Here is a 17,357-nt window from a genome sequence, read left to right on the forward strand (position 1 = left end):
GGTGGAAATGTGCTGAGCGAGTGTTCAGCATTTACGTAACCGTCGGCTCTGAGCGAGAACCGGCGATGAGTCGATCTCGAAAGGGTTGGTGCACGATGGCGGGACGCATGGAGGGCAAGGTTGCCTTCATCACGGGAGCAGCGCGCGGGCAAGGACGAAGCCACGCAGTACGTTTGGCGCAGGAGGGTGCCGACATCATCGCTGTCGACATCTGCGGCCCGATCTCCGAAGAGGAGGCCGTGATCGCGGTGTCCACACCGGAAGACCTTGCCGAAACCGTCAAGCTCGTCGAGGATCTCGACCGCCGGATCGTTGCGGTACAGGCGGATGTCCGCGACTACGACGCCCTGAAAGCTGCCGTCGACAGTGGCGTCGAGCAACTCGGGAGACTTGACGTCATCGTTGCCAACGCAGGCATCGGTAACGGCGGTGACACCCTGGACAAGACGAGTGAGCGCGACTGGCAGGAGATGATCGACGTCAACCTGTCGGGCGTCTGGAAGTCGGTGAAAGCCGGTGTTCCACACCTGATTTCAGGCGGCAATGGCGGATCTATCATCTTGACCAGCTCGGTTGGCGGACTCAAGGCCTACCCGAACACCGGCCATTACATCGCCGCCAAGCACGGTGTTGTCGGGCTGATGCGCAGCTTCGCCGTCGAACTCGGAGAGCATTCGATTCGCGTCAATTCTGTGCACCCGACCAATGTGAACACACCGATGTTCATGAACGAGGGCACGATGAAGCTGTTCCGTCCCGACCTGGAAAATCCGGGGCCCGACGACATGGAGCTCGTCGCGAAGTTCATGCATGTGCTCCCGATCGGTTGGGTCGAACCCGAGGACATCAGCAATGCGGTGCTCTTCCTCGCCTCCGACGAAGCCCGCTTCGTCACCGGTGTGACACTGTCCGTCGACGCAGGCAGCTGCCTCAAGTAGGCCCGCACCGCTGACCGCGGGTATCCACGAGGGGCAGGCAACGAGCCCCTCGTGGATACAGCGCGTCCCGCACGGCCCGCCGCCACGCACGTGCCACCACCACAGCACCGGCCCGGCCGCGCTGGTCACCGAAACCGGATGCCGCCCAAATCGACTCGGCAGCAACATCTCCGGGACAGATGTCCCCCACATGTCGCCCCACCACCGCCAGCTCGGCAGCAATGGCCCGCACCACCGACAGGGCCAGGCCGTACAGCGCGATCGCGCAGTGATCGACGCGGCCGTAGGCATCGAGCCAGACGACCACGGCCGCACCCACCGCCGCGGAGTCATCACCGCACCGCCGGAACCCTTCGATGGCGTACCCGCCCCGGTCGTAGCGGCGCGGAACCACGATCCCAGTCAGGACCTCGTCGCCGGCCAACACCGTTTTCCATGGCCCGGTGAAGAAGTCCGTCGCCTCGACGGTCCGGCTGCCACGGGGTGAGAGCGTCTCGAACTCGGCATCGAGCGCCAATGCCACTGCGGCGTACTCATCGGCGGCATCGGCGTGAGCGATCGATCCACCGATCGTCTCGCGGTCGCCGGGAGGCCCGTTCACCGGAGTCGCCGGCCAGAGCAAGGGGACGTGTTCTCGAATCAGCCCCGAGTGCCTGATCGCGGCATGCGTTGTACCCGCGCCGATCCAGACCGAATCCGGACCGAGTTCGAAGCCCTGCAATTCGACTGCCGGCAGTTTCATCGGCACCACACTCATTCGACGTCGCTCATGCTCTTACCGACGTCGGCCAAAGTGAGCGGAGTGCCGTAGGTGCTGGTGTATTTGTACGGGGGAACGTCACATCGATACGGGCCGTTGTCAGGCTGAAAGTCCGCAGGCTCCCATCCCGCACCAGTCAATCGTTCGACGTTGAAGCAGGCCGACGGAGGCGTCGGCTGCGCCAGATTCACAGGCGCGTGCAGACCCCCACCGGTCCAGGCGGTTTCCTTCTTCGCGGTGTCATGAAGGCAGGTACGCGTGAGGTCGTCCCCGCACTTGGCGGCCGAAGTGGCGAAGAGCAGCCAGGACGACATCGCGCGCATCGCCGGATGTGTCAGCTCCGCACCGGGGGCATATTTCGCCCAGAGTTCCTTGAGCTGCTTCATCGCCGGCGCGTCACTGCCGAGTGGCAGATTTCCGCCGAGGTCCACGTAGTTGTTCTGATAATCCGCCGAGTTGCCCACCAGGTCGGCGAACTGTTGCCCGTAGGCGTTGTTGTTCGCATCAATCCAATCGAGCTTGTACTCCATGGACGTCAGCACGCTCTCCAGTTTGGCCAACTGCGAGAACTCACCATAGAAGATCAGTCCTTTCACACCCTTGCTCTTCAAGGCCTGTGCGTATGGTGTCCAATCCGAAACGCCCATCGCCGGATACAGATCGTTGTAAACAAACACCCCGCCGGCCGCTTCGGTGGACTCAACGGCTTGCTCCCCCATGAGCTTGGTGACCGGCGAATCTCCGTTGATGATTCCGACCGCATCGGCCGAATCGGGATGGGCATCGTTGATCAACCACTGGCGGAACCCGAAGAACGGGTCGTAGCCGGGCACCTGAGTCGGATCCGCACTGATCTCGAGATCAGAACCCACCGACGACAATTGAGCGACCTGCGCCGGGAAGCTCGGCAACAGACAAGAGACCCGCTCCTTCACTCCGAGGCCGTCGAGTGCACTACCACCGCCGACAAGAGCAAAATCCTCGCGACACGCCTCCAACATCTGCTTCCGTACATCCATCAGCTTCGAGTCGCGGGTGGTGGCCGTGATCTTGCGGCCGCCGATGCCGCCCAACTCGTTGCACCACGACGTGAAAACCTTCGCCGCATTGACGAATTCGGCATTCTTGTTGAACCCCACGTCAGAGAAGACACCGACCTGGATCGCATCGGCCGTTACACCCTGAGTCGGTGCCGAGGACATCGAGCCCTGCTGACAGACGTCCGACAGATCACCGAAGTCGGCCGACAGGCCCGCCGCGGACGAGTCCGCTGTATCGGCACCCTCATTCCCAGCAGTCCCCCCGCCCCGGTCGCCACAGGCGGACACCAGCAGAACACTCGCCACCACGGCGACAAACATGCGACGTGCAGTCATTGTTTTTCCTCTCGGAGAACATCCGGGGTCGTCAGGCTTGGGAGGAGGCAGCGACGGCCCGCCGGCTGCACGCGGCTGCCGAAAACACCGGCGCGAGGGTTCCGTCGACTACCCGGCAAAGCTAACTCCTCCCCCTCGTTGGATACAAGCGTTTCGCCGATTTACCCCTGATCGACCGATCATATTTCTTCGTCCGTCAGGAATATTCGACGTGGAGATCGCTGCCGCGGAGACTCGATTACACACTGCTGCAGCGATTCCCCGGATATTCACTCTTCACGGTGGTCCAGGCGTCGCCGTTGACAGAACACCATCGTGATGGGAGAGTCTTGATCAAGTGATCAGTTTCGTGTCGGTGACCAATCAACCCCGACACGTAATCAATTTCGAAAGGATCGGTGGGACAATGGCGGGACGTATGGAGGGCAAAGTCGCCTTCGTCACCGGAGCAGCGCGGGGGCAGGGACGAAGCCATGCGGTGCGCCTGGCACAAGAAGGCGCCGACATCATCGCGGTCGACATCTGCGGACCCATCTCCGACGAGGTCGAGCCACTCATCGCGGCGTCGACACCGGAAGACCTCGCCGAAACCGTCAAGCTGGTCGAAGATCTGGACCGCCGGATCATCGCCACACAGGCCGACGTACGCGACTTCGACGCACTCGTCTCCGCGGTGGACAGCGGCGTCGAAGAGCTCGGCCGACTCGATGTCATCGTTGCCAACGCGGGCATCGGCAACGGCGGCGAGACCCTCGACAAAACCAGCGAGCGGGACTGGCAGGAGATGATCGACGTCAACCTGTCGGGCGTCTGGAAGACAGTCAAAGCCGCTGTGCCCCATCTGCTGTCGGCCGGAAACGGCGGATCAATCGTGTTGACCAGCTCGGTCGGCGGCATGAAGGCCTACCCGAACACCGGGCACTACATCGCCGCCAAACACGGCGTCATCGGGCTCATGCGAAGCTTCGCCGTCGAACTCGGAGCGCACTCGATCCGGGTCAACTCGGTTCTGCCGACCAATGTGAACTCCCCGATGTTCATGAATGAGGGCACGATGAAGATGTTCCGGCCCGACCTGGAGAACCCGGGCCCCGACGACCTCGAGGTGGTCGCGAAGATGATGCACGTCCTGCCGATCGGCTGGGTCGAACCCGAGGACATCAGCAACGCGGTGCTCTTCCTGGCCTCCGACGAATCCCGCTATGTCACCGGCATCTCACTGGCCGTCGACGGGGGAAGCCTGCTGAAGTAGCACCTCGACGGCTCCTCAGGGCTGCGTGGCATGTTCCCGTCCCATGTCACACAGCCCTGATCAGTCGACTGATCCAGACCAGGTCCGGCGACTCACCCGTCGCGCTCCGGCGACACGGAGGAGTACTCGTCGATGAACCGCTCGATGAACGCCACGAGTTCGGCATGGCCGGCAGTCACACCGACGGCTTCCTCGTTGCGGAGATTGCGAGCCATACCGGTCAGGATCATCGACATCACCACCGGCGGATACTTTTCCAAGTCGACGCCACGAGCCCGAAGAACCATGGTCACCGCCGCGGTTTCGATGTCGCGAATGCGCTCGGACGACTTCTTCAATTCAGCACTGATCACCTTCCGGTGATTGGCCAATGCCATGAATTCGGTGTTCAGCTTGGTGGCCCGGGCATCGCCACTGACCAGCCACAACGCCCGCAGTGGATCGTTCTGTTCCAGCGCGCGACGTTGACGCTCGTACGTGACCTCGGCGCCTCCACGGACCACGGCGAGAAACAGGTCGTCCATCGTCGGGAAGTAGTAGTACACCAGCGCCTGCTTGACACCGGCCCTGGCGGCGACCTTCCTGGATGTCGCTGCGGCGTAACCCTCTTCGAGAATGACCTCGATCGTCGCTTCCATCAAACGGGTGCGGGCATTGACCGCATCCGGATCACGCTTCGTGCGTGGCGTTGCCATTCAGCGTCCCCCGCCGACAAAAACGCGCACGGACTTCAAGCATCGCGAGCCCGAACACGATCTTGACTTCAAATTCACTCCCGCACTATGCATGACTCACTGTAACATTCTGATCGATCGATCAGTTTTGGCTTCGGCAGTCACACAGCCCACCACCGAAAGGCCTCCGATGGTTGACATCACCAAGGCAGACTTCTTCAGCGAACCCGCACTGGCGGACGACCCGTATCCGTATTTCGACGAGCTGCGGTCGCGGTGCCCGGTACATCCCATCGCCATGCCCCGGGTCATGGCCGTCACCGGCTATGAGGAAGCCATCGAGGTCTACCGGGACCCCGAGGTGTTCTCTGCCTGCAATTCCGTTGCCGGTCCGTTCCCACCGCTCGAAGGCCAGCCCGACGGCGACGACATCAGCGACTATGTCGAACAGAACCGCGAGCACTGGTTCTTCCACGAATACCTGATCACGATGGATGGCGCGCCACATGAGCGCGAACGGGGACTGCTCCGTCGCATCATGACCCCGCGTCGTCTACGGGAGAACGCCGAAGCGATGTCCGCCATCGCCGACCAGTGCCTCATCGAGGATGTTGCGACTGGTGCCAGCGAGGTGATCGCCGACTATTCCCGGCCCTTCACCACTTTGGTGATCGCAGACCTGCTCGGTATGCCGGACGAAGATCGCGAGAATCTCCGCATGAGCAACTTCAAGGCCAAAGTTGTTGGTGCGCTGGGTGGATCAGAAACCGTCGAGACCAACCTGCTCGAGTATTGCGAAGAGCGATTCATGGAATACGTCATCGATCGCCGCCAGAACCCACAAGAGGACGTACTCACCCAACTCGCAACCGCCACCTATCCCGACGGCACCGTTCCGGAGCCCGACGTGGTCGTACGATTGGCATCTTTCCTCTTCGGTGCCGGCCAAGACACCACCGCACGCCTGATCGGATCCGCGCTTCGCATCATCGCCGAAGACCAAGAGCTGCAGGCGAAGTTGCGTGAAGACAAGAAGGTCATAGCACCGTTCATCGAAGAGGTCCTGCGACTGGAAAGCCCCACCAAGAGCGACTTCCGGTTCACGAAGATGGCCGTCAATCTCGGGGGCGTCGACGTGCCGCCCGGTACGACACTCATGGTCCATCCCGGTGCCTGCAACCGCGACGACCGCAAGTTCGAGAATCCGGATGTGTTCGACCTCGCTCGCGAAAACAACAGGGAACACATCGCATTCGGCCGCGGGGCACACACCTGTCCCGGAGCGCCCCTGGCGCGCGCGGAAGCCACCGCCACGGTCGAACGCTACCTTGCGAACACCGGAAACATCGCCATCAACGAGGACAAGCACGGGCCGGCAGGCAACCGTCAGTACAGCTACGAAAAGACATTCCTGCTGCGTGGTCTGTCAGAACTCCATCTGCTCTTCACCCAACCCGGGGAGTGATGAACATGACCACATCGCGTCCGAGACTCACCGTCGACAAGGAACGTTGCGAAGGCCACGCGCTCTGTGTCCAGACGGCTCCTGACATATTCGACATCGGCGACGACGACATGGCCATCTGGGTTGAGTTTCCTCCAGAAGGATCCGAGAAGTCGATCCGCGCTGCGATTGCCGCCTGTCCCCGCCAGGCGATCAGCATCGAGGAACGCTGATCAAGGCAGGAACAACCAGAAACCGGCGACGAGCTGGCTCGTCGCCGGTTTCTGGTTGAACGACAGTTCACATACCGATTCGAATGTTCTTGACCTGCAAGAACTCGTGGAGCCCCTCCAGTCCGCCTGCGCGACCGGTGCCACTTTGTTTGTAGCCGCCATACGGCCCCTGAGGCGAGATGTCGCTGTTCCTGTTGATCCACACCGAGCCCGACTCGAGCTGGCGCGCAACACGATGCGCGCGTGCCAGGTCGGTCGTCTGAACATAAGCATTGAGACCGAAAGTGGTGTCATTCGCCAGGGCGACGGCTTCTGCCTCATCGGTGAAACGCATAACCGACACCACCGGTCCGAAGGTTTCGACAGTCGCCAATGGCGATGTGTTGTCGACATCGACGAACACTGTCGGCTCGATGTAGAACCCGGAGCCGAGGTCACCACCGATCCGATGACCTCCGGTGATCAGTTCGCCCATCTCTTCTTCAACAGCACGGTCGATCACACCGAGGATCCGGTCGGCCGCGGCCTGGCTGACCACGGGCCCGACCATGGTGGCCGCGTCGAAAGGGTCCCCAATCGGTGCAGCCGAGATCACATTCAGAAATCGCTCGAGGAAGTCATCGTAGACGCTGTCCTGCACCAGAATCCGACTCGCGCATGCACAACTCTGCCCTGATTGGCCCAAAGGGCCCTGCCAAGCTGCAAGGATCGCCGCCTGGTCGAGGTCGGCATCCCCGAAGACGATGTCCGCGGATTTGCCACCCAACTCCGTGGCCACCGGAGTGAGATTGGGTGCGGCGGCGGCGATGATCTTGCGGGCCGTGTCGCCGCCACCGGTGAAGTGGATTTTCCCGATCCCGGGGTGACGGACAAGCGCGTCGCCACCCTCGGGTCCCGACGGCAGCACGTTGACAAGCCCTGGCGGCATTCCGACGTCGAGACACAACTCGCCGAACCGCAGGGGGCTGAACGGCGACAACTCCGATGGTTTGAGAATCACCGCATTCCCAGCGGCCAAGGCTGGAGCGACGTTCAGTCCGACGACCACCATCGGGCCGTTCCACGGCGCGATGATGCCGACCACGCCATAGGGCTCACGCTCGATGAGATTGATGTCGAACCTGCTCGATACCGGGGTGCTCGACCCATGAGCCTTGTCGACGTACCCGGCGTAGTACCGAATGAAGCTCTCGGCAAGCATCACGTGGCCGGGGCTGGTTCGAACCGGCACGGCAAAATCGTGAACATTCAGGCGCGCCAGTCGATCAACGTCCTGCTTGACGGCGTCGGCAAGGTCGAACATGAGGTCACGCCTTTGCGCCGGGGGCATGGAGATCCACTCACGCTGGGCCTCTCGCCCCGCTGACACTGCACGATCGATCTCGTCATATCCGGCGAGTTCGACAGTCGCATTACACAACCCATTCGCCGGATAGATGTGATCGTACGTCCCGCCCGACGACCCGGTGACCCGATCACCTCCGATCAACAATGCCGAAGGTAACGCTTCAGAGACCGGTATTGCGCTCATGCTTCCATCCAATCCATTCTGCGGTCAGAGTTGCCGATACGCATGTTCAGCGGATCATGAAGCCCGCGTCCAGGGCCCATTCGGTTCCGGTGATGAACTTGGCTTCGTCGGAGACCAGGAAAGCCACCGCGTTGGCAACATCTTCGGGCTCGAGCATCTGAATCGGGAGTGCGTTCTGCATTCCGGAGATGGAGTTGGAGCCACCGGCCGATGCTTCCTCGAACAGCTTCGCCATGGCCTCGTTCATCGTCATACCACTGGCCACACCTGTCGGATGAATGGTGTTGACCCGAATCCATTCGGGTGCAAGATAACTGGCCAGCCCCTGCATGAGCCCGACAAGTCCGCGCTTGGCCGATGCGTAGGCCATGCCGCTGGCATTGAGTGATGCCGACGCCTTCAATCCGGCAGTGGAGCTGGTGATGACGATCGAACCGCCACGGCCACCTTCGCGTAGCGCCGGCAGTGAGGCACGGACGGTATGGAACACCCCGGACAGGTTCGTGTCGATGACGTCTTTCCAATCGGTGAGGAAGTCCTCCGATTCCGGACCCATCCGGATGATCCCGGCGTTGGCGATCACGATGTCCAACCGCCCGAACTCGGCCAGCCCCTCACCAAATGCTTCCGAAAGCTCCTCATAATTCCGCACATCCGCCTTGCGGGCGACGATCCGGCGATCCTGCTGCTCCACAAGCCGCACGGTTTCGGCCAAATCCGCCTCGCTTGCATTGGGATACGTCATCGAATCGACGTTCTCGCAGATGTCCACAGCGATGATGTCGACACCTTCGCGCGCCAACCGCACGGCGTGAGCGCGGCCCTGCCCACGGCCTGCACCGGTGATGAACGCAACGCGACCTTCAAGTCCTGACATTTTCATGCTTCCTTTTCCTGTGACCGGGCGATCCTTGCCCAGGCTTGTTCCGCAACTGCATGGAGAGCTTCACCTTTGGCGAAACCCGAGTACGCCGACAGTTGGAGCACGACCTCGTCCATCTCGGCCTTGGTGATGTCGCCCGATTCGAGGGCCGATCCGGTATGCGACGTCAGTGGCAACGCCGAATCACACACGGCCACAGAGGCAACGGTGATGAATCGTCGATCACGCCGACTGAGTCCGGGGCGCTGCCAGACGTGTCCGAATACAAAGTTCAGGATGCCGGCGTGCATGTACGGCGTGTCGGGACCGGGAGCCTCGATCAGATTGACGTCACGGAACTCCTGCACGCCACGCTCGATCCGCTCGTCCCAGTCGGACAATCCCAATTGCGTGTTCTCTTGCGGGGCCACCACACCCGAGCGGCCCCGGCCCTGCTCCAATATCGCCCACTGCCGTCGCACGACGCCCTCGAGGTGTGACGCCTTGGGCCAGCCGTTGTAGACCGCGAAATGCAGGACGAACTCCAGCATCTCGTCGATGGTGATGTCACCGCTGCTCAGCGCGGCGATGACCTGATCCTCGATCGGCTGCTGCGCGTCGGCGGCGCCGACACAGGTCAATGTGACCCAGCGGCGGTTGCGGCGGCTCAATCCAGGCCGCGCCCACACCTCGCCGAAGACAAACCGCTGCTGCGCGTCAACAAACGGGGTCGAGCCGATCGGGGGGTCCGACATCATCACGTCGCGATAGCCGGAAGGCGCCAAGTTTTCCATTTTGGGTACTCACTTTCAGGTCAAGTGCCTGAACTTTAAGTCCCTAACCCTAATTTTGTCCATCATGGTTTCATGGTGAAATGTCGATGCCCCCGGTCGGTCGGTCCGCCAAACAGCAACTGGTGCTCACCGCCGAGCGCCTTTTTGCGGTCCACGGAATCGACGGGGTACCGCTGCGCCAGATCGGGACCGAAGCGGGCATGGCGAACAAATCGGCAGTGCAATATCACTTCGGATCAAAAGAAGGCCTGGTCGAGGCCATCCTGGTCAACCGCCTCGACGATCTGGACCGCAGGCGGGCACTGCTCCAGGCCCGAACACCCGCTGACGACCTGCGCGGGGTGATCGAGGCACACCATCTACCGTTGATCGAACTCGCCGAAGACGAAGACTGCTACTACTTGCAGTTCCTCGAACAACTCGGACACAAGGTCCACCCCTTGGACCGGCTTCCCTCGTCCAATCGGACAGTCGAGGACGCGTACACCGCACGGGTCGACTCACTGATCAGTGACATACCGAAACGTTTGCGGGAAATCCGGATTCGCCAGGCATCGGCTACAAGCCTGCACGTATGCGCGGATCGGCATCGCACCCGCATGCTGGGGCTACCCATTCCGCCGTACGCGGTACATGTGAGTCAGCTACTGGACAGCTTGATGGCGTACCTCGTGACCCCGCCGTCAGCGGAGACTCTCGCGGCCCTGGCCGCCTGGCCACAATCAAAGAGCAGACGGGCTACGACTGCGACACCTGATAGGTGATGGCCGTCGGACCGCTGACGGATGCCTCGGTCGTGCCGATCACCACGGTGTAGCGCTTGCCGTCCGCCTCGGCCACAAAACCCTTCACGGACTCGGGGCCCTCCTGGCGCTGGAATTGCTCGGTGAACCCACCGTCGAGAAGTTGCGTCGATGCGTTGTCGAACGGATCGCCCGCGTCGGCCCGGCCGGCCACGGTCAGGTTCCAGCCGTCCTTGGCCGTGCCTCCGACAGCCAGCACCGCACCCTCGATCACCGGCACCTGGGAAGGGAAGTCACCGGGCAGCGCCAGCGATCCTGCCGACGTCGAATCGGCCTCTTTGTCGTCGCTGCCGCACGCTCCGACAAGCAACATCAAACCCGCCAGGATCAGCATCACAACCACGCGCACCCGAATCATGGAGACAGACTAGGTGGTGAGGTCGTCAACTGTCCTACCGACCGGCGGACAGCTTTACGGTGACCTGGGCGATTACTTGCATCCGGAAACGAATCGAAGCCCGAATACGGCACCTAGCAGCAGCAACGGTAGACTGGACCGCAGAGAACGAGGCCGAACTCCCCACAGCAGGTAGCGCGACAGCAGGTATTGCGCAGTTTGTTCCCTGAGGCCTCGTGCGCCGACACACCGCCCACCTGATCGACGGAGTGCCCCTTGATTGCAGTCCTGGCCGCCTTGGCCATCACGGCTGTGCTGGCGCCTGCGATCATCACCTGGCTGGGCAGGCGCGGCTTCTACATTCTGGCCCTGGCACCCTTCGGCGGGCTCATCTGGGTCTTCGCGAACTGGCCCGACGAATCCAGTGGCATCCGCACCGAGTCGATCACCTGGGTGCCCGCACTGCAGATGAACATCGACCTGCGGTTCGACACCCTGGCCGCGATCATGTCGGTCCTGGTCCTCGGGGTCGGAGCCCTGGTGCTCTGTTATTGCGCCGAGTACTTCACCGAGACCCGGCGCCGGGTCGCCGGCTTCGGTGGCGAGATGGTCGCGTTCGCCGGCGCCATGTTCGGCCTGGTCTGCAGTGACAACATGCTGGTCCTCTACATCTTCTGGGAACTGACCACGGTCCTGTCGTTCCTGCTCGTCGGCTTCTACGCGGTGCGCGCCACCAGCCGTCGCGCCGCGACCCAGGCACTGCTGGTCACCACGGCAGGCGGCCTGGCCATGCTGGTCGGCATCGTCATCCTCGGTGAGATCGCCGGCACGTATTCATTGTCGGAGATCGTGGCCGACCCGCCCGCCGGAACGTCGGTCACCATCGCGATCGTGCTGATCCTGATCGGTGCCCTGAGCAAGTCCGCCATCTTCCCGTTCCACTTCTGGCTTCCTGGCGCGATGGCCGCGCCCACCCCGGTCAGTGCTTACCTGCACGCCGCGGCGATGGTGAAGGCCGGCATCTTCCTGGTCGCCCGACTGGCACCGGGGTTCTCCGACCTCGTGTCCTGGCAGGTCCTGGTCCTGGGTCTGGGCACGCTGACGATGCTGCTCGGCGGGTTCCGTTCACTGCGCGAATACGACCTCAAGTTGGTACTCGCCTTCGGCACCGTCTCCCAGCTCGGCTTCCTGATGGTGCTGGTGGGTATCGGCGATGCGAACGTGGCGATGGCCGGACTCACGATGCTCGTCGCGCATGCCATGTTCAAGGCCGCGCTGTTCATGGTCGTCGGCATCATCGACCACTCGACCGGTACCCGCGACCTGCGCAAGCTCGCGTGGCTGGGCTCCAGGTCACCGTGGCTCGCCGCGATCGCGACACTGGCCGCAGCCAGCATGGCCGGGCTGCCGATCACCCTCGGATTCGTCGGCAAAGAGACCGCCTTCTCGGAGATCTGGGACACCGGCGCGCTGAACTCCTGGCAGGGCCCGGTCGAGGTGATCTTGCTGGTGATCGGCTCCATCCTCACCGTTGCGTACTCGCTGCGTTTCCTGTGGGGCGCATTCGGCCGTAAGCGCAAGTCGTCGCCGAGTCCGGCCGTCGCCCGACTGCACAAGCCGACCGCCGCATTCCTCATCCCGGCCGGGGTCCTGGCTTTGGCAGGCGTTGCCTCCGGCCCACTCGCCGGTCTGATCGGCGAAGGCTTCGAGCCCTACGCCGAGACCGTCCCCAACTACGGCGAACCGATCGTCCACCTGGCGCTCTGGCACGGATTCAACCTGGCGTTGGCACTGTCCGGAGTCGCTGTGGTCGGTGGAATCGCTCTGTTCGTGCTGGTTCGCGAGCTGGGCCGGCTCGGATTCGTGAAGCCGGCGCTGGGCAACGCCGACCGGATCTACGACGCGGTCCTGCGCGGCGCAGATACCCTCTCGGTCAACCTGACCCGCAACACCCAGCGTGGCTCGCTGCCACGGACACAGGGCATCATCGTCGTCACCCTGGTGCTGCTGCCGACCATCGTGCTGTTCGTCGGTTCGCGAAACCGGCTGGAACTGAACGGTTTCGAGTCACCCGTTCAGCTGGTCATCGGCGGCATCATGGTCGCCTCCGCGATTGCGGCCACCGTACTGCGCAACCGCCTCGCCGCCGTGCTGGTCGTCGGTGTCACCGGCTACAGCTGCGGCGTGTTGTTCGCCCTCCACGGCGCACCCGACCTGGCACTGACACAGTTCCTGGTCGAAACGTTGACGCTGGTCATCTTTGTCCTGGTGCTGCGCAAACTGCCCGCCGAAGCCGAGACGCGGCACGCAACCGGCTTCAAGCCCCTGCGCGCTCTCCTCGGCCTGGCATTCGGCGCACTCCTCGTCATGGTCGGCCTGTTCGCCGCGGCAGCCCGCAACACGATCCCGATGTCGTCCGAGTTGCCCTACGCCGCATACAAGTACGGCAACGGCTCGAACACGGTCAACGTTCTACTTGTCGACATCCGCGCCTGGGACACACTCGGCGAGATCTCGGTCCTCCTGGTGGCCGCGACCGGTGTCGCGTCCATGGTCTTCCGGCACCGCCGGTTCGGAGCGGCGCCCAGCGTCGCCGACGCCACCCGCAGCAATGCGCCACGACCCGCCGGGTACAACAGCGCCCAGCAGTTCGGTGAGCGGACGACATGGCTGCGCGGCAGCAACTTCCGTGATCCACGGCACCGGTCGATGGTGCTCGAGGCCACCACGCGGCTGATCTTCCCGACCATGATCGTGCTGTCGCTGTACTTCTTCTACGCCGGCCACAATGCGCCCGGCGGCGGATTCGCCGGCGGTCTCACCATGGGTCTGGCCCTGGTACTCCGGTACCTCGCAGGCGGCCGCTACGAGCTCGGCGAAGCCATCCCGATCGATGCCGGCCGAATCCTCGGTATCGGACTGGGCCTTTCGGTTGGCACCGCGGTGGCCTCGGTCTTCCTCGGCGCACCGGCACTGTCCTCGGCGACGATCGAGTTCACACTCCCGATCTTCGGTGACGTGAAACTGGTTACGGCGCTGTTCTTCGACCTCGGCGTCTACTTCATCGTTGTCGGCCTGGTCCTCGATGTACTGCGCAGCCTCGGCGCCCGCCTCGACGAAGACGCACCAAGGGTCCGTCGCGAAACACAGGAGGTCGGCGCATGAGTGTCAACCTCGGACTACTCATCGTTGTCGGCCTGATGGCGGCCTGCGGCGTGTACCTGCTCCTCGAACGCAGCCTCGTCAAGATGCTGCTCGGGCTGTTGTTGGTCGGCAACTCGATCAACCTGCTGATCATCACCATCTCCGGCGGAATGGGTAACCCGCCGATCATCGGACGTAGTTCGGGAGACCGAACTCAAGACGCCGATCCGCTTGCGCAGGGCATGATCCTGACCGCGATCGTCATCACGATGGGGATGGCAGCGTTCATTCTGTCGCTCGCCTACCGCAGCTTCATGATCAACACCGACGACGAGGTCGACGACGATCCCGAGGATCTGAAGGTCCAGCACCAGCGCAGCGCGGACGCACCCGACCGCGACCGCAGCGACGACCCGATCACCGGCTTCGACACCAAGCGCGGCGACATGTTCGACGACGCAGGCAATCCGTTGACCGAAGAGCAGATCAAGGCCCGCCGCGCCGAGATCTACGAAACCGACATCCTTCCCGACCCCGACGACCTCGCCGACGAACTGGCGGATCTCGAAGAAACCGTGCCGGACACCAGAGGGGGCGCAGACACATGACGTTGTCGAATGCCTGGTTCCCCACGCTGATCGTGGCGCCGGTCCTGGTTCCGATGATCGGCACCGTTCTCACGCTGATCATGGGTCGCTATCCCCGTTTTCAGCGTGTGGTGACCATCGTGGCGATCTCGATCGCCTTTGTCTCCGCCTGCCTGTTGCTGTATCTGACCAACCGCGACGGTACCTACGCTCTGCACATCGGTGGCTGGGATTCAAAGGGCGGCGATCTCGGTCCACTGGGCATCACCCTTGTCGCCGACCAGCTCTCGGCCCTGATGCTCGTGGTCTCGACCGCGGTCCTGCTCTGCGTCATGCTCTACGCGGTCGGCCAGGGTATCCGCGACGGCACCGTCGACCAGCCGGTCTCGATCTTCCTACCGACCTATCTACTGCTGTGCACCGGAGTCTGCAACGCCTTCCTCGCCGGTGACCTGTTCAACCTGTACGTCTCGTTCGAGGTCCTGCTGGCGGCCAGCTACGTGCTGCTGACGCTCGGCGCCAGCGCCGACCGGGTGCGCGCAGGCGTGTCGTACGTGATGGTCTCGATGGTCTCGTCACTGGTGTTCCTCGCGGGCATCGCGTTCGCCTACGCCGCCACCGGCACCCTGAACCTGGCCGAGATGGCGATCCGCCTGCAGGACATACCCGACGGCACCAAGGGCGCGCTGTACGCGGTGCTGCTGGTCGCCTTCGGCATCAAGGCGGCCGTCTTCCCGCTGTCGACCTGGTTGCCCGACTCCTATCCGACGGCGCCGGCTCCGGTCACCGCAGTGTTCGCCGGCTTGCTGACCAAAGTCGGTGTGTACGCGATCATCCGGGCCCACACCCTGCTGTTCCCTGGTGGCTCCATGGACAAGGTCCTGATGGTGGCCGGGTTGCTGACGATGTTGGTGGGCATCTTCGGTGCGATAGCCCAGTCCGACATCAAACGACTGTTGTCCTTCACGCTGGTCAGCCACATCGGTTACATGATCTTCGGCCTCGCGCTGTCCACAGAGTTCGGATTGTCCGGCGCAATTTACTATGTGGCCCACCACATTCTGGTGCAGACAACGCTGTTCCTGGTGGTCGGACTCATCGAGCGGCAGGCCGGCTCTGCCTCACTGCGCCGGCTGGGTGGTCTGGCGGCCAGTCCCCTACTGGCAGCTCTGTTCTTGATCCCGGCGCTGAATCTCGGTGGCATCCCGCCGTTCTCCGGGTTCATCGGCAAGGTCGCGCTGATCGAAGCCGGCGTTCAGGACGGCAGCGTGCTCGCCTGGTTCCTGGTCGGCGGCTCGGTCGTGACCAGCCTGCTCACCCTCTACGTGGTGGCCCGTGTGTGGACCAAGGCCTTCTGGCGCCCGCGCGCCGACGCCCCCGAAGGTGAAATGGCCGATGCCGGTCCCTCACCGCTGCTCGACGGATCCGACGCCGATGACGTCGCCTTCGACGACCGTGTCGATGTCGGCCGGATGCCCATCGGCATGGTGGTCCCCACCATCGCGATGGTTGTCGCAGGCATCATCCTCACCTTGTGGGCCGGCCCCATCTTCGAGTTCACAGATCAGGCCGCCGCCGATCTCACCGACTCGAGCATCTACCTCGACGCGGTGCTGGGAGGTGGCCGGTGACCGAGCCAACCGCATCGTCGCGACCACAACCGCCGTCCCCGCGCGGTCCGATACGTGCGCACCTGGTGAACGCCTGGCGGTTCACCGTCATCTTCATCGCCTGGCATCTGACCAGGATCGGGATCCTGATCAGGAACCGCATCCAGATCAAGCGATGGTTCGGTTCGGACCGCCGCGAAGTCGCAGTCCGGGTGTGGACGATCTCCTGGCTCACCTTCGTCTGGGTTCTGCTCTGGGGTACGTTCGACCTCGCCAACGTCATCGCCGGCATCGGCGTCGCGATCGTGGTACTCATCCTGCTGCCGCTGCCGCGGGTCCCGGTTGAAGGCCGCATCCACCCGTTGACGGTGGTGGAGTTGATCTTCCGCCTGCTGACCGACCTCTTCAAGTCGAGTTTGCAGGTCGGCTGGCTGGCGATCCGGCCCGCCAAACCACCCCTGAGCGCGGTCTTGCGGGTCCGGCTTGCCATCAAGTCGGACCTGGTACTGACGCTTGCCGTGGACTATCTGAATCTGGTGCCCGGAACCATGGTGGTCGAGATCGACCACAGCCGCCGACTGCTGTACGTCCATATCATCGACGCCAGCTCACCGGAAAAGGTGAAGGCCTTCCACAAGCAGGTCGAAACCGTCGAACGGTTGTTCATCAAGGCCTTCGAGCGCGATAGTGAATGGCATGCCAGCCCGTACCACGGAATCGACGACGACTACACGAGCGGAGTCATGAAGTGAACGTTGTCTGGGTCATTGCTGCCTGTCTCCTGCTCTCCGCGTCGGTGCTCACCACCGCACGCATGCTGATCGGCCCCGACACCCTCGACCGGCTCGTTGCGCTCGACACCGCGGTGGCGGTGGCGACGTGTTCACTGGCGGTGTGGGCGGCCTACTCCATGGACTCGACGGTGGTGTCCGGGATCGTCGCGCTGTCGCTGCTCGGCTTTGTCGGAACCGTTGCGGTCGCCCGCTTCCGCGTCCGGGACAACGAGGTGTAG

17 protein-coding genes are annotated in these 17,357 nt (G+C 63.0%); 10 read left to right on the plus strand and 7 right to left on the minus strand.

Going from position 1 to position 17,357, the window contains the following annotated elements:
* The first annotated feature begins 95 nt into the window (after positions 1-95).
* Positions 96-938 carry a mycofactocin-coupled SDR family oxidoreductase gene (locus tag AC56PL_RS26965; protein ID WP_495517042.1) on the plus strand — a complete coding sequence of 281 codons (843 nt, stop codon included), beginning with the start codon at positions 96-98 and terminating at the stop codon, positions 936-938.
* On the opposite strand, the gene AC56PL_RS26970 is transcribed toward AC56PL_RS26965, so the two are convergent.
* Positions 931-1,680 carry an FAD binding domain-containing protein gene (locus AC56PL_RS26970; RefSeq protein WP_497155742.1) on the minus strand — a complete coding sequence of 250 codons (750 nt, stop codon included), beginning with the start codon at positions 1,678-1,680 and terminating at the stop codon, positions 931-933. The two genes, AC56PL_RS26965 and AC56PL_RS26970, sit on opposite strands and share 8 nt — an antisense overlap.
* A gap of 11 nt (positions 1,681-1,691) precedes the next feature.
* Positions 1,692-3,074 carry an ABC transporter substrate-binding protein gene (locus AC56PL_RS26975; RefSeq protein ID WP_497155743.1) on the minus strand — a complete coding sequence of 461 codons (1,383 nt, stop codon included), beginning with the start codon at positions 3,072-3,074 and terminating at the stop codon, positions 1,692-1,694.
* Between the two features lie 406 nt (positions 3,075-3,480).
* Between AC56PL_RS26975 and AC56PL_RS26980 the strand changes: the two genes are divergently transcribed.
* On the plus strand, positions 3,481-4,326 hold the full coding sequence (locus AC56PL_RS26980; protein ID WP_497155744.1) for a mycofactocin-coupled SDR family oxidoreductase: 846 nt from the start codon (positions 3,481-3,483) through the stop codon (positions 4,324-4,326).
* Positions 4,327-4,418: 92 nt separating this feature from the next.
* Here the strand turns inward: AC56PL_RS26980 and AC56PL_RS26985 are convergent, their stop codons facing one another.
* On the minus strand, positions 4,419-5,021 hold the full coding sequence (locus AC56PL_RS26985) for a TetR family transcriptional regulator (protein ID WP_495517038.1): 603 nt from the start codon (positions 5,019-5,021) through the stop codon (positions 4,419-4,421).
* Between the two features lie 169 nt (positions 5,022-5,190).
* Here AC56PL_RS26985 and AC56PL_RS26990 point away from each other — a divergent pair, with 169 nt between their 5' ends.
* Together AC56PL_RS26990 and AC56PL_RS26995 are read left to right on the plus strand one after the other, a co-directional pair.
* Positions 5,191-6,465, plus strand: coding sequence for a cytochrome P450 (locus tag AC56PL_RS26990; protein ID WP_495517037.1), 1,275 nt, complete (start codon positions 5,191-5,193; stop codon positions 6,463-6,465).
* The gene (locus AC56PL_RS26995) at positions 6,465-6,677 is read left to right on the plus strand and encodes a 4Fe-4S domain-containing protein (protein WP_495517036.1); all 213 of its coding nucleotides are present in this window, start codon (positions 6,465-6,467) and stop codon (positions 6,675-6,677) included. Before AC56PL_RS26990 ends, AC56PL_RS26995 begins: the two co-directional genes overlap by 1 nt.
* A 67-nt stretch (positions 6,678-6,744) precedes the next feature.
* Here the strand turns inward: AC56PL_RS26995 and AC56PL_RS27000 are convergent, their stop codons facing one another.
* From AC56PL_RS27000 to AC56PL_RS27010, 3 genes are read right to left on the minus strand one after another with little or no spacing between them, the layout of a single operon-like run.
* Entirely contained in the window at positions 6,745-8,208 is a 1,464-nt protein-coding gene (locus AC56PL_RS27000) for an aldehyde dehydrogenase family protein (RefSeq protein WP_495517035.1), read from the minus strand.
* A gap of 46 nt (positions 8,209-8,254) precedes the next feature.
* Positions 8,255-9,085, minus strand: coding sequence for a mycofactocin-coupled SDR family oxidoreductase (locus AC56PL_RS27005; protein WP_497155745.1), 831 nt, complete (start codon positions 9,083-9,085; stop codon positions 8,255-8,257).
* A gap of 2 nt (positions 9,086-9,087) precedes the next feature.
* Entirely contained in the window at positions 9,088-9,864 is a 777-nt protein-coding gene (locus AC56PL_RS27010) for a carboxymuconolactone decarboxylase family protein (RefSeq protein WP_495517033.1), read from the minus strand.
* Positions 9,865-9,944: 80 nt separating this feature from the next.
* Between AC56PL_RS27010 and AC56PL_RS27015 the strand changes: the two genes are divergently transcribed.
* The gene (locus tag AC56PL_RS27015; protein ID WP_497155746.1) at positions 9,945-10,628 is read left to right on the plus strand and encodes a TetR/AcrR family transcriptional regulator; all 684 of its coding nucleotides are present in this window, start codon (positions 9,945-9,947) and stop codon (positions 10,626-10,628) included.
* On the opposite strand, the gene AC56PL_RS27020 is transcribed toward AC56PL_RS27015, so the two are convergent.
* Positions 10,603-11,025 carry a hypothetical protein gene (locus AC56PL_RS27020; RefSeq protein ID WP_495517031.1) on the minus strand — a complete coding sequence of 141 codons (423 nt, stop codon included), beginning with the start codon at positions 11,023-11,025 and terminating at the stop codon, positions 10,603-10,605. The genes AC56PL_RS27015 and AC56PL_RS27020 overlap by 26 nt on opposite strands.
* A 255-nt stretch (positions 11,026-11,280) precedes the next feature.
* On the opposite strand from AC56PL_RS27020, the gene AC56PL_RS27025 reads away from it, so the two are divergent.
* From AC56PL_RS27025 to AC56PL_RS27045, 5 genes are read left to right on the plus strand one after another with little or no spacing between them, the layout of a single operon-like run.
* On the plus strand, positions 11,281-14,169 hold the full coding sequence (locus AC56PL_RS27025) for a Na+/H+ antiporter subunit A (RefSeq protein ID WP_497155747.1): 2,889 nt from the start codon (positions 11,281-11,283) through the stop codon (positions 14,167-14,169).
* Positions 14,166-14,756: a Na(+)/H(+) antiporter subunit C gene (locus AC56PL_RS27030; RefSeq protein ID WP_497155748.1), complete on the plus strand. Its 591-nt coding sequence runs from the start codon at positions 14,166-14,168 to the stop codon at positions 14,754-14,756. The genes AC56PL_RS27025 and AC56PL_RS27030 overlap by 4 nt, the downstream gene beginning before the upstream one ends.
* Positions 14,753-16,366 carry a Na+/H+ antiporter subunit D gene (locus AC56PL_RS27035; RefSeq protein ID WP_495517028.1) on the plus strand — a complete coding sequence of 538 codons (1,614 nt, stop codon included), beginning with the start codon at positions 14,753-14,755 and terminating at the stop codon, positions 16,364-16,366. The genes AC56PL_RS27030 and AC56PL_RS27035 overlap by 4 nt, the downstream gene beginning before the upstream one ends.
* On the plus strand, positions 16,363-17,097 hold the full coding sequence (locus tag AC56PL_RS27040; protein ID WP_495517027.1) for a Na+/H+ antiporter subunit E: 735 nt from the start codon (positions 16,363-16,365) through the stop codon (positions 17,095-17,097). The genes AC56PL_RS27035 and AC56PL_RS27040 overlap by 4 nt, the downstream gene beginning before the upstream one ends.
* Positions 17,094-17,357, plus strand: a complete 264-nt coding sequence (locus tag AC56PL_RS27045) for a monovalent cation/H+ antiporter complex subunit F (RefSeq protein ID WP_495517026.1) — start codon at positions 17,094-17,096, stop codon at positions 17,355-17,357. The genes AC56PL_RS27040 and AC56PL_RS27045 overlap by 4 nt, the downstream gene beginning before the upstream one ends.

This window comes from Williamsia sp. Y721, from assembly GCF_059683565.1.

Coding starts and splice junctions, on each gene's coding strand:
- AC56PL_RS26965 (WP_495517042.1), top strand. CDS start 96: ATGGCGGGACGCATGGAGGGCAAGGTTGCCTTCATCACGGGAGCAGCG.
- AC56PL_RS26970 (WP_497155742.1), bottom strand. CDS start 1,680: ATGAAACTGCCGGCAGTCGAATTGCAGGGCTTCGAACTCGGTCCGGAT.
- AC56PL_RS26975 (WP_497155743.1), bottom strand. CDS start 3,074: ATGACTGCACGTCGCATGTTTGTCGCCGTGGTGGCGAGTGTTCTGCTG.
- AC56PL_RS26980 (WP_497155744.1), top strand. CDS start 3,481: ATGGCGGGACGTATGGAGGGCAAAGTCGCCTTCGTCACCGGAGCAGCG.
- AC56PL_RS26985 (WP_495517038.1), bottom strand. CDS start 5,021: ATGGCAACGCCACGCACGAAGCGTGATCCGGATGCGGTCAATGCCCGC.
- AC56PL_RS26990 (WP_495517037.1), top strand. CDS start 5,191: ATGGTTGACATCACCAAGGCAGACTTCTTCAGCGAACCCGCACTGGCG.
- AC56PL_RS26995 (WP_495517036.1), top strand. CDS start 6,465: ATGAACATGACCACATCGCGTCCGAGACTCACCGTCGACAAGGAACGT.
- AC56PL_RS27000 (WP_495517035.1), bottom strand. CDS start 8,208: ATGAGCGCAATACCGGTCTCTGAAGCGTTACCTTCGGCATTGTTGATC.
- AC56PL_RS27005 (WP_497155745.1), bottom strand. CDS start 9,085: ATGTCAGGACTTGAAGGTCGCGTTGCGTTCATCACCGGTGCAGGCCGT.
- AC56PL_RS27010 (WP_495517033.1), bottom strand. CDS start 9,864: ATGGAAAACTTGGCGCCTTCCGGCTATCGCGACGTGATGATGTCGGAC.
- AC56PL_RS27015 (WP_497155746.1), top strand. CDS start 9,945: ATGTCGATGCCCCCGGTCGGTCGGTCCGCCAAACAGCAACTGGTGCTC.
- AC56PL_RS27020 (WP_495517031.1), bottom strand. CDS start 11,025: ATGATTCGGGTGCGCGTGGTTGTGATGCTGATCCTGGCGGGTTTGATG.
- AC56PL_RS27030 (WP_497155748.1), top strand. CDS start 14,166: ATGAGTGTCAACCTCGGACTACTCATCGTTGTCGGCCTGATGGCGGCC.
- AC56PL_RS27035 (WP_495517028.1), top strand. CDS start 14,753: ATGACGTTGTCGAATGCCTGGTTCCCCACGCTGATCGTGGCGCCGGTC.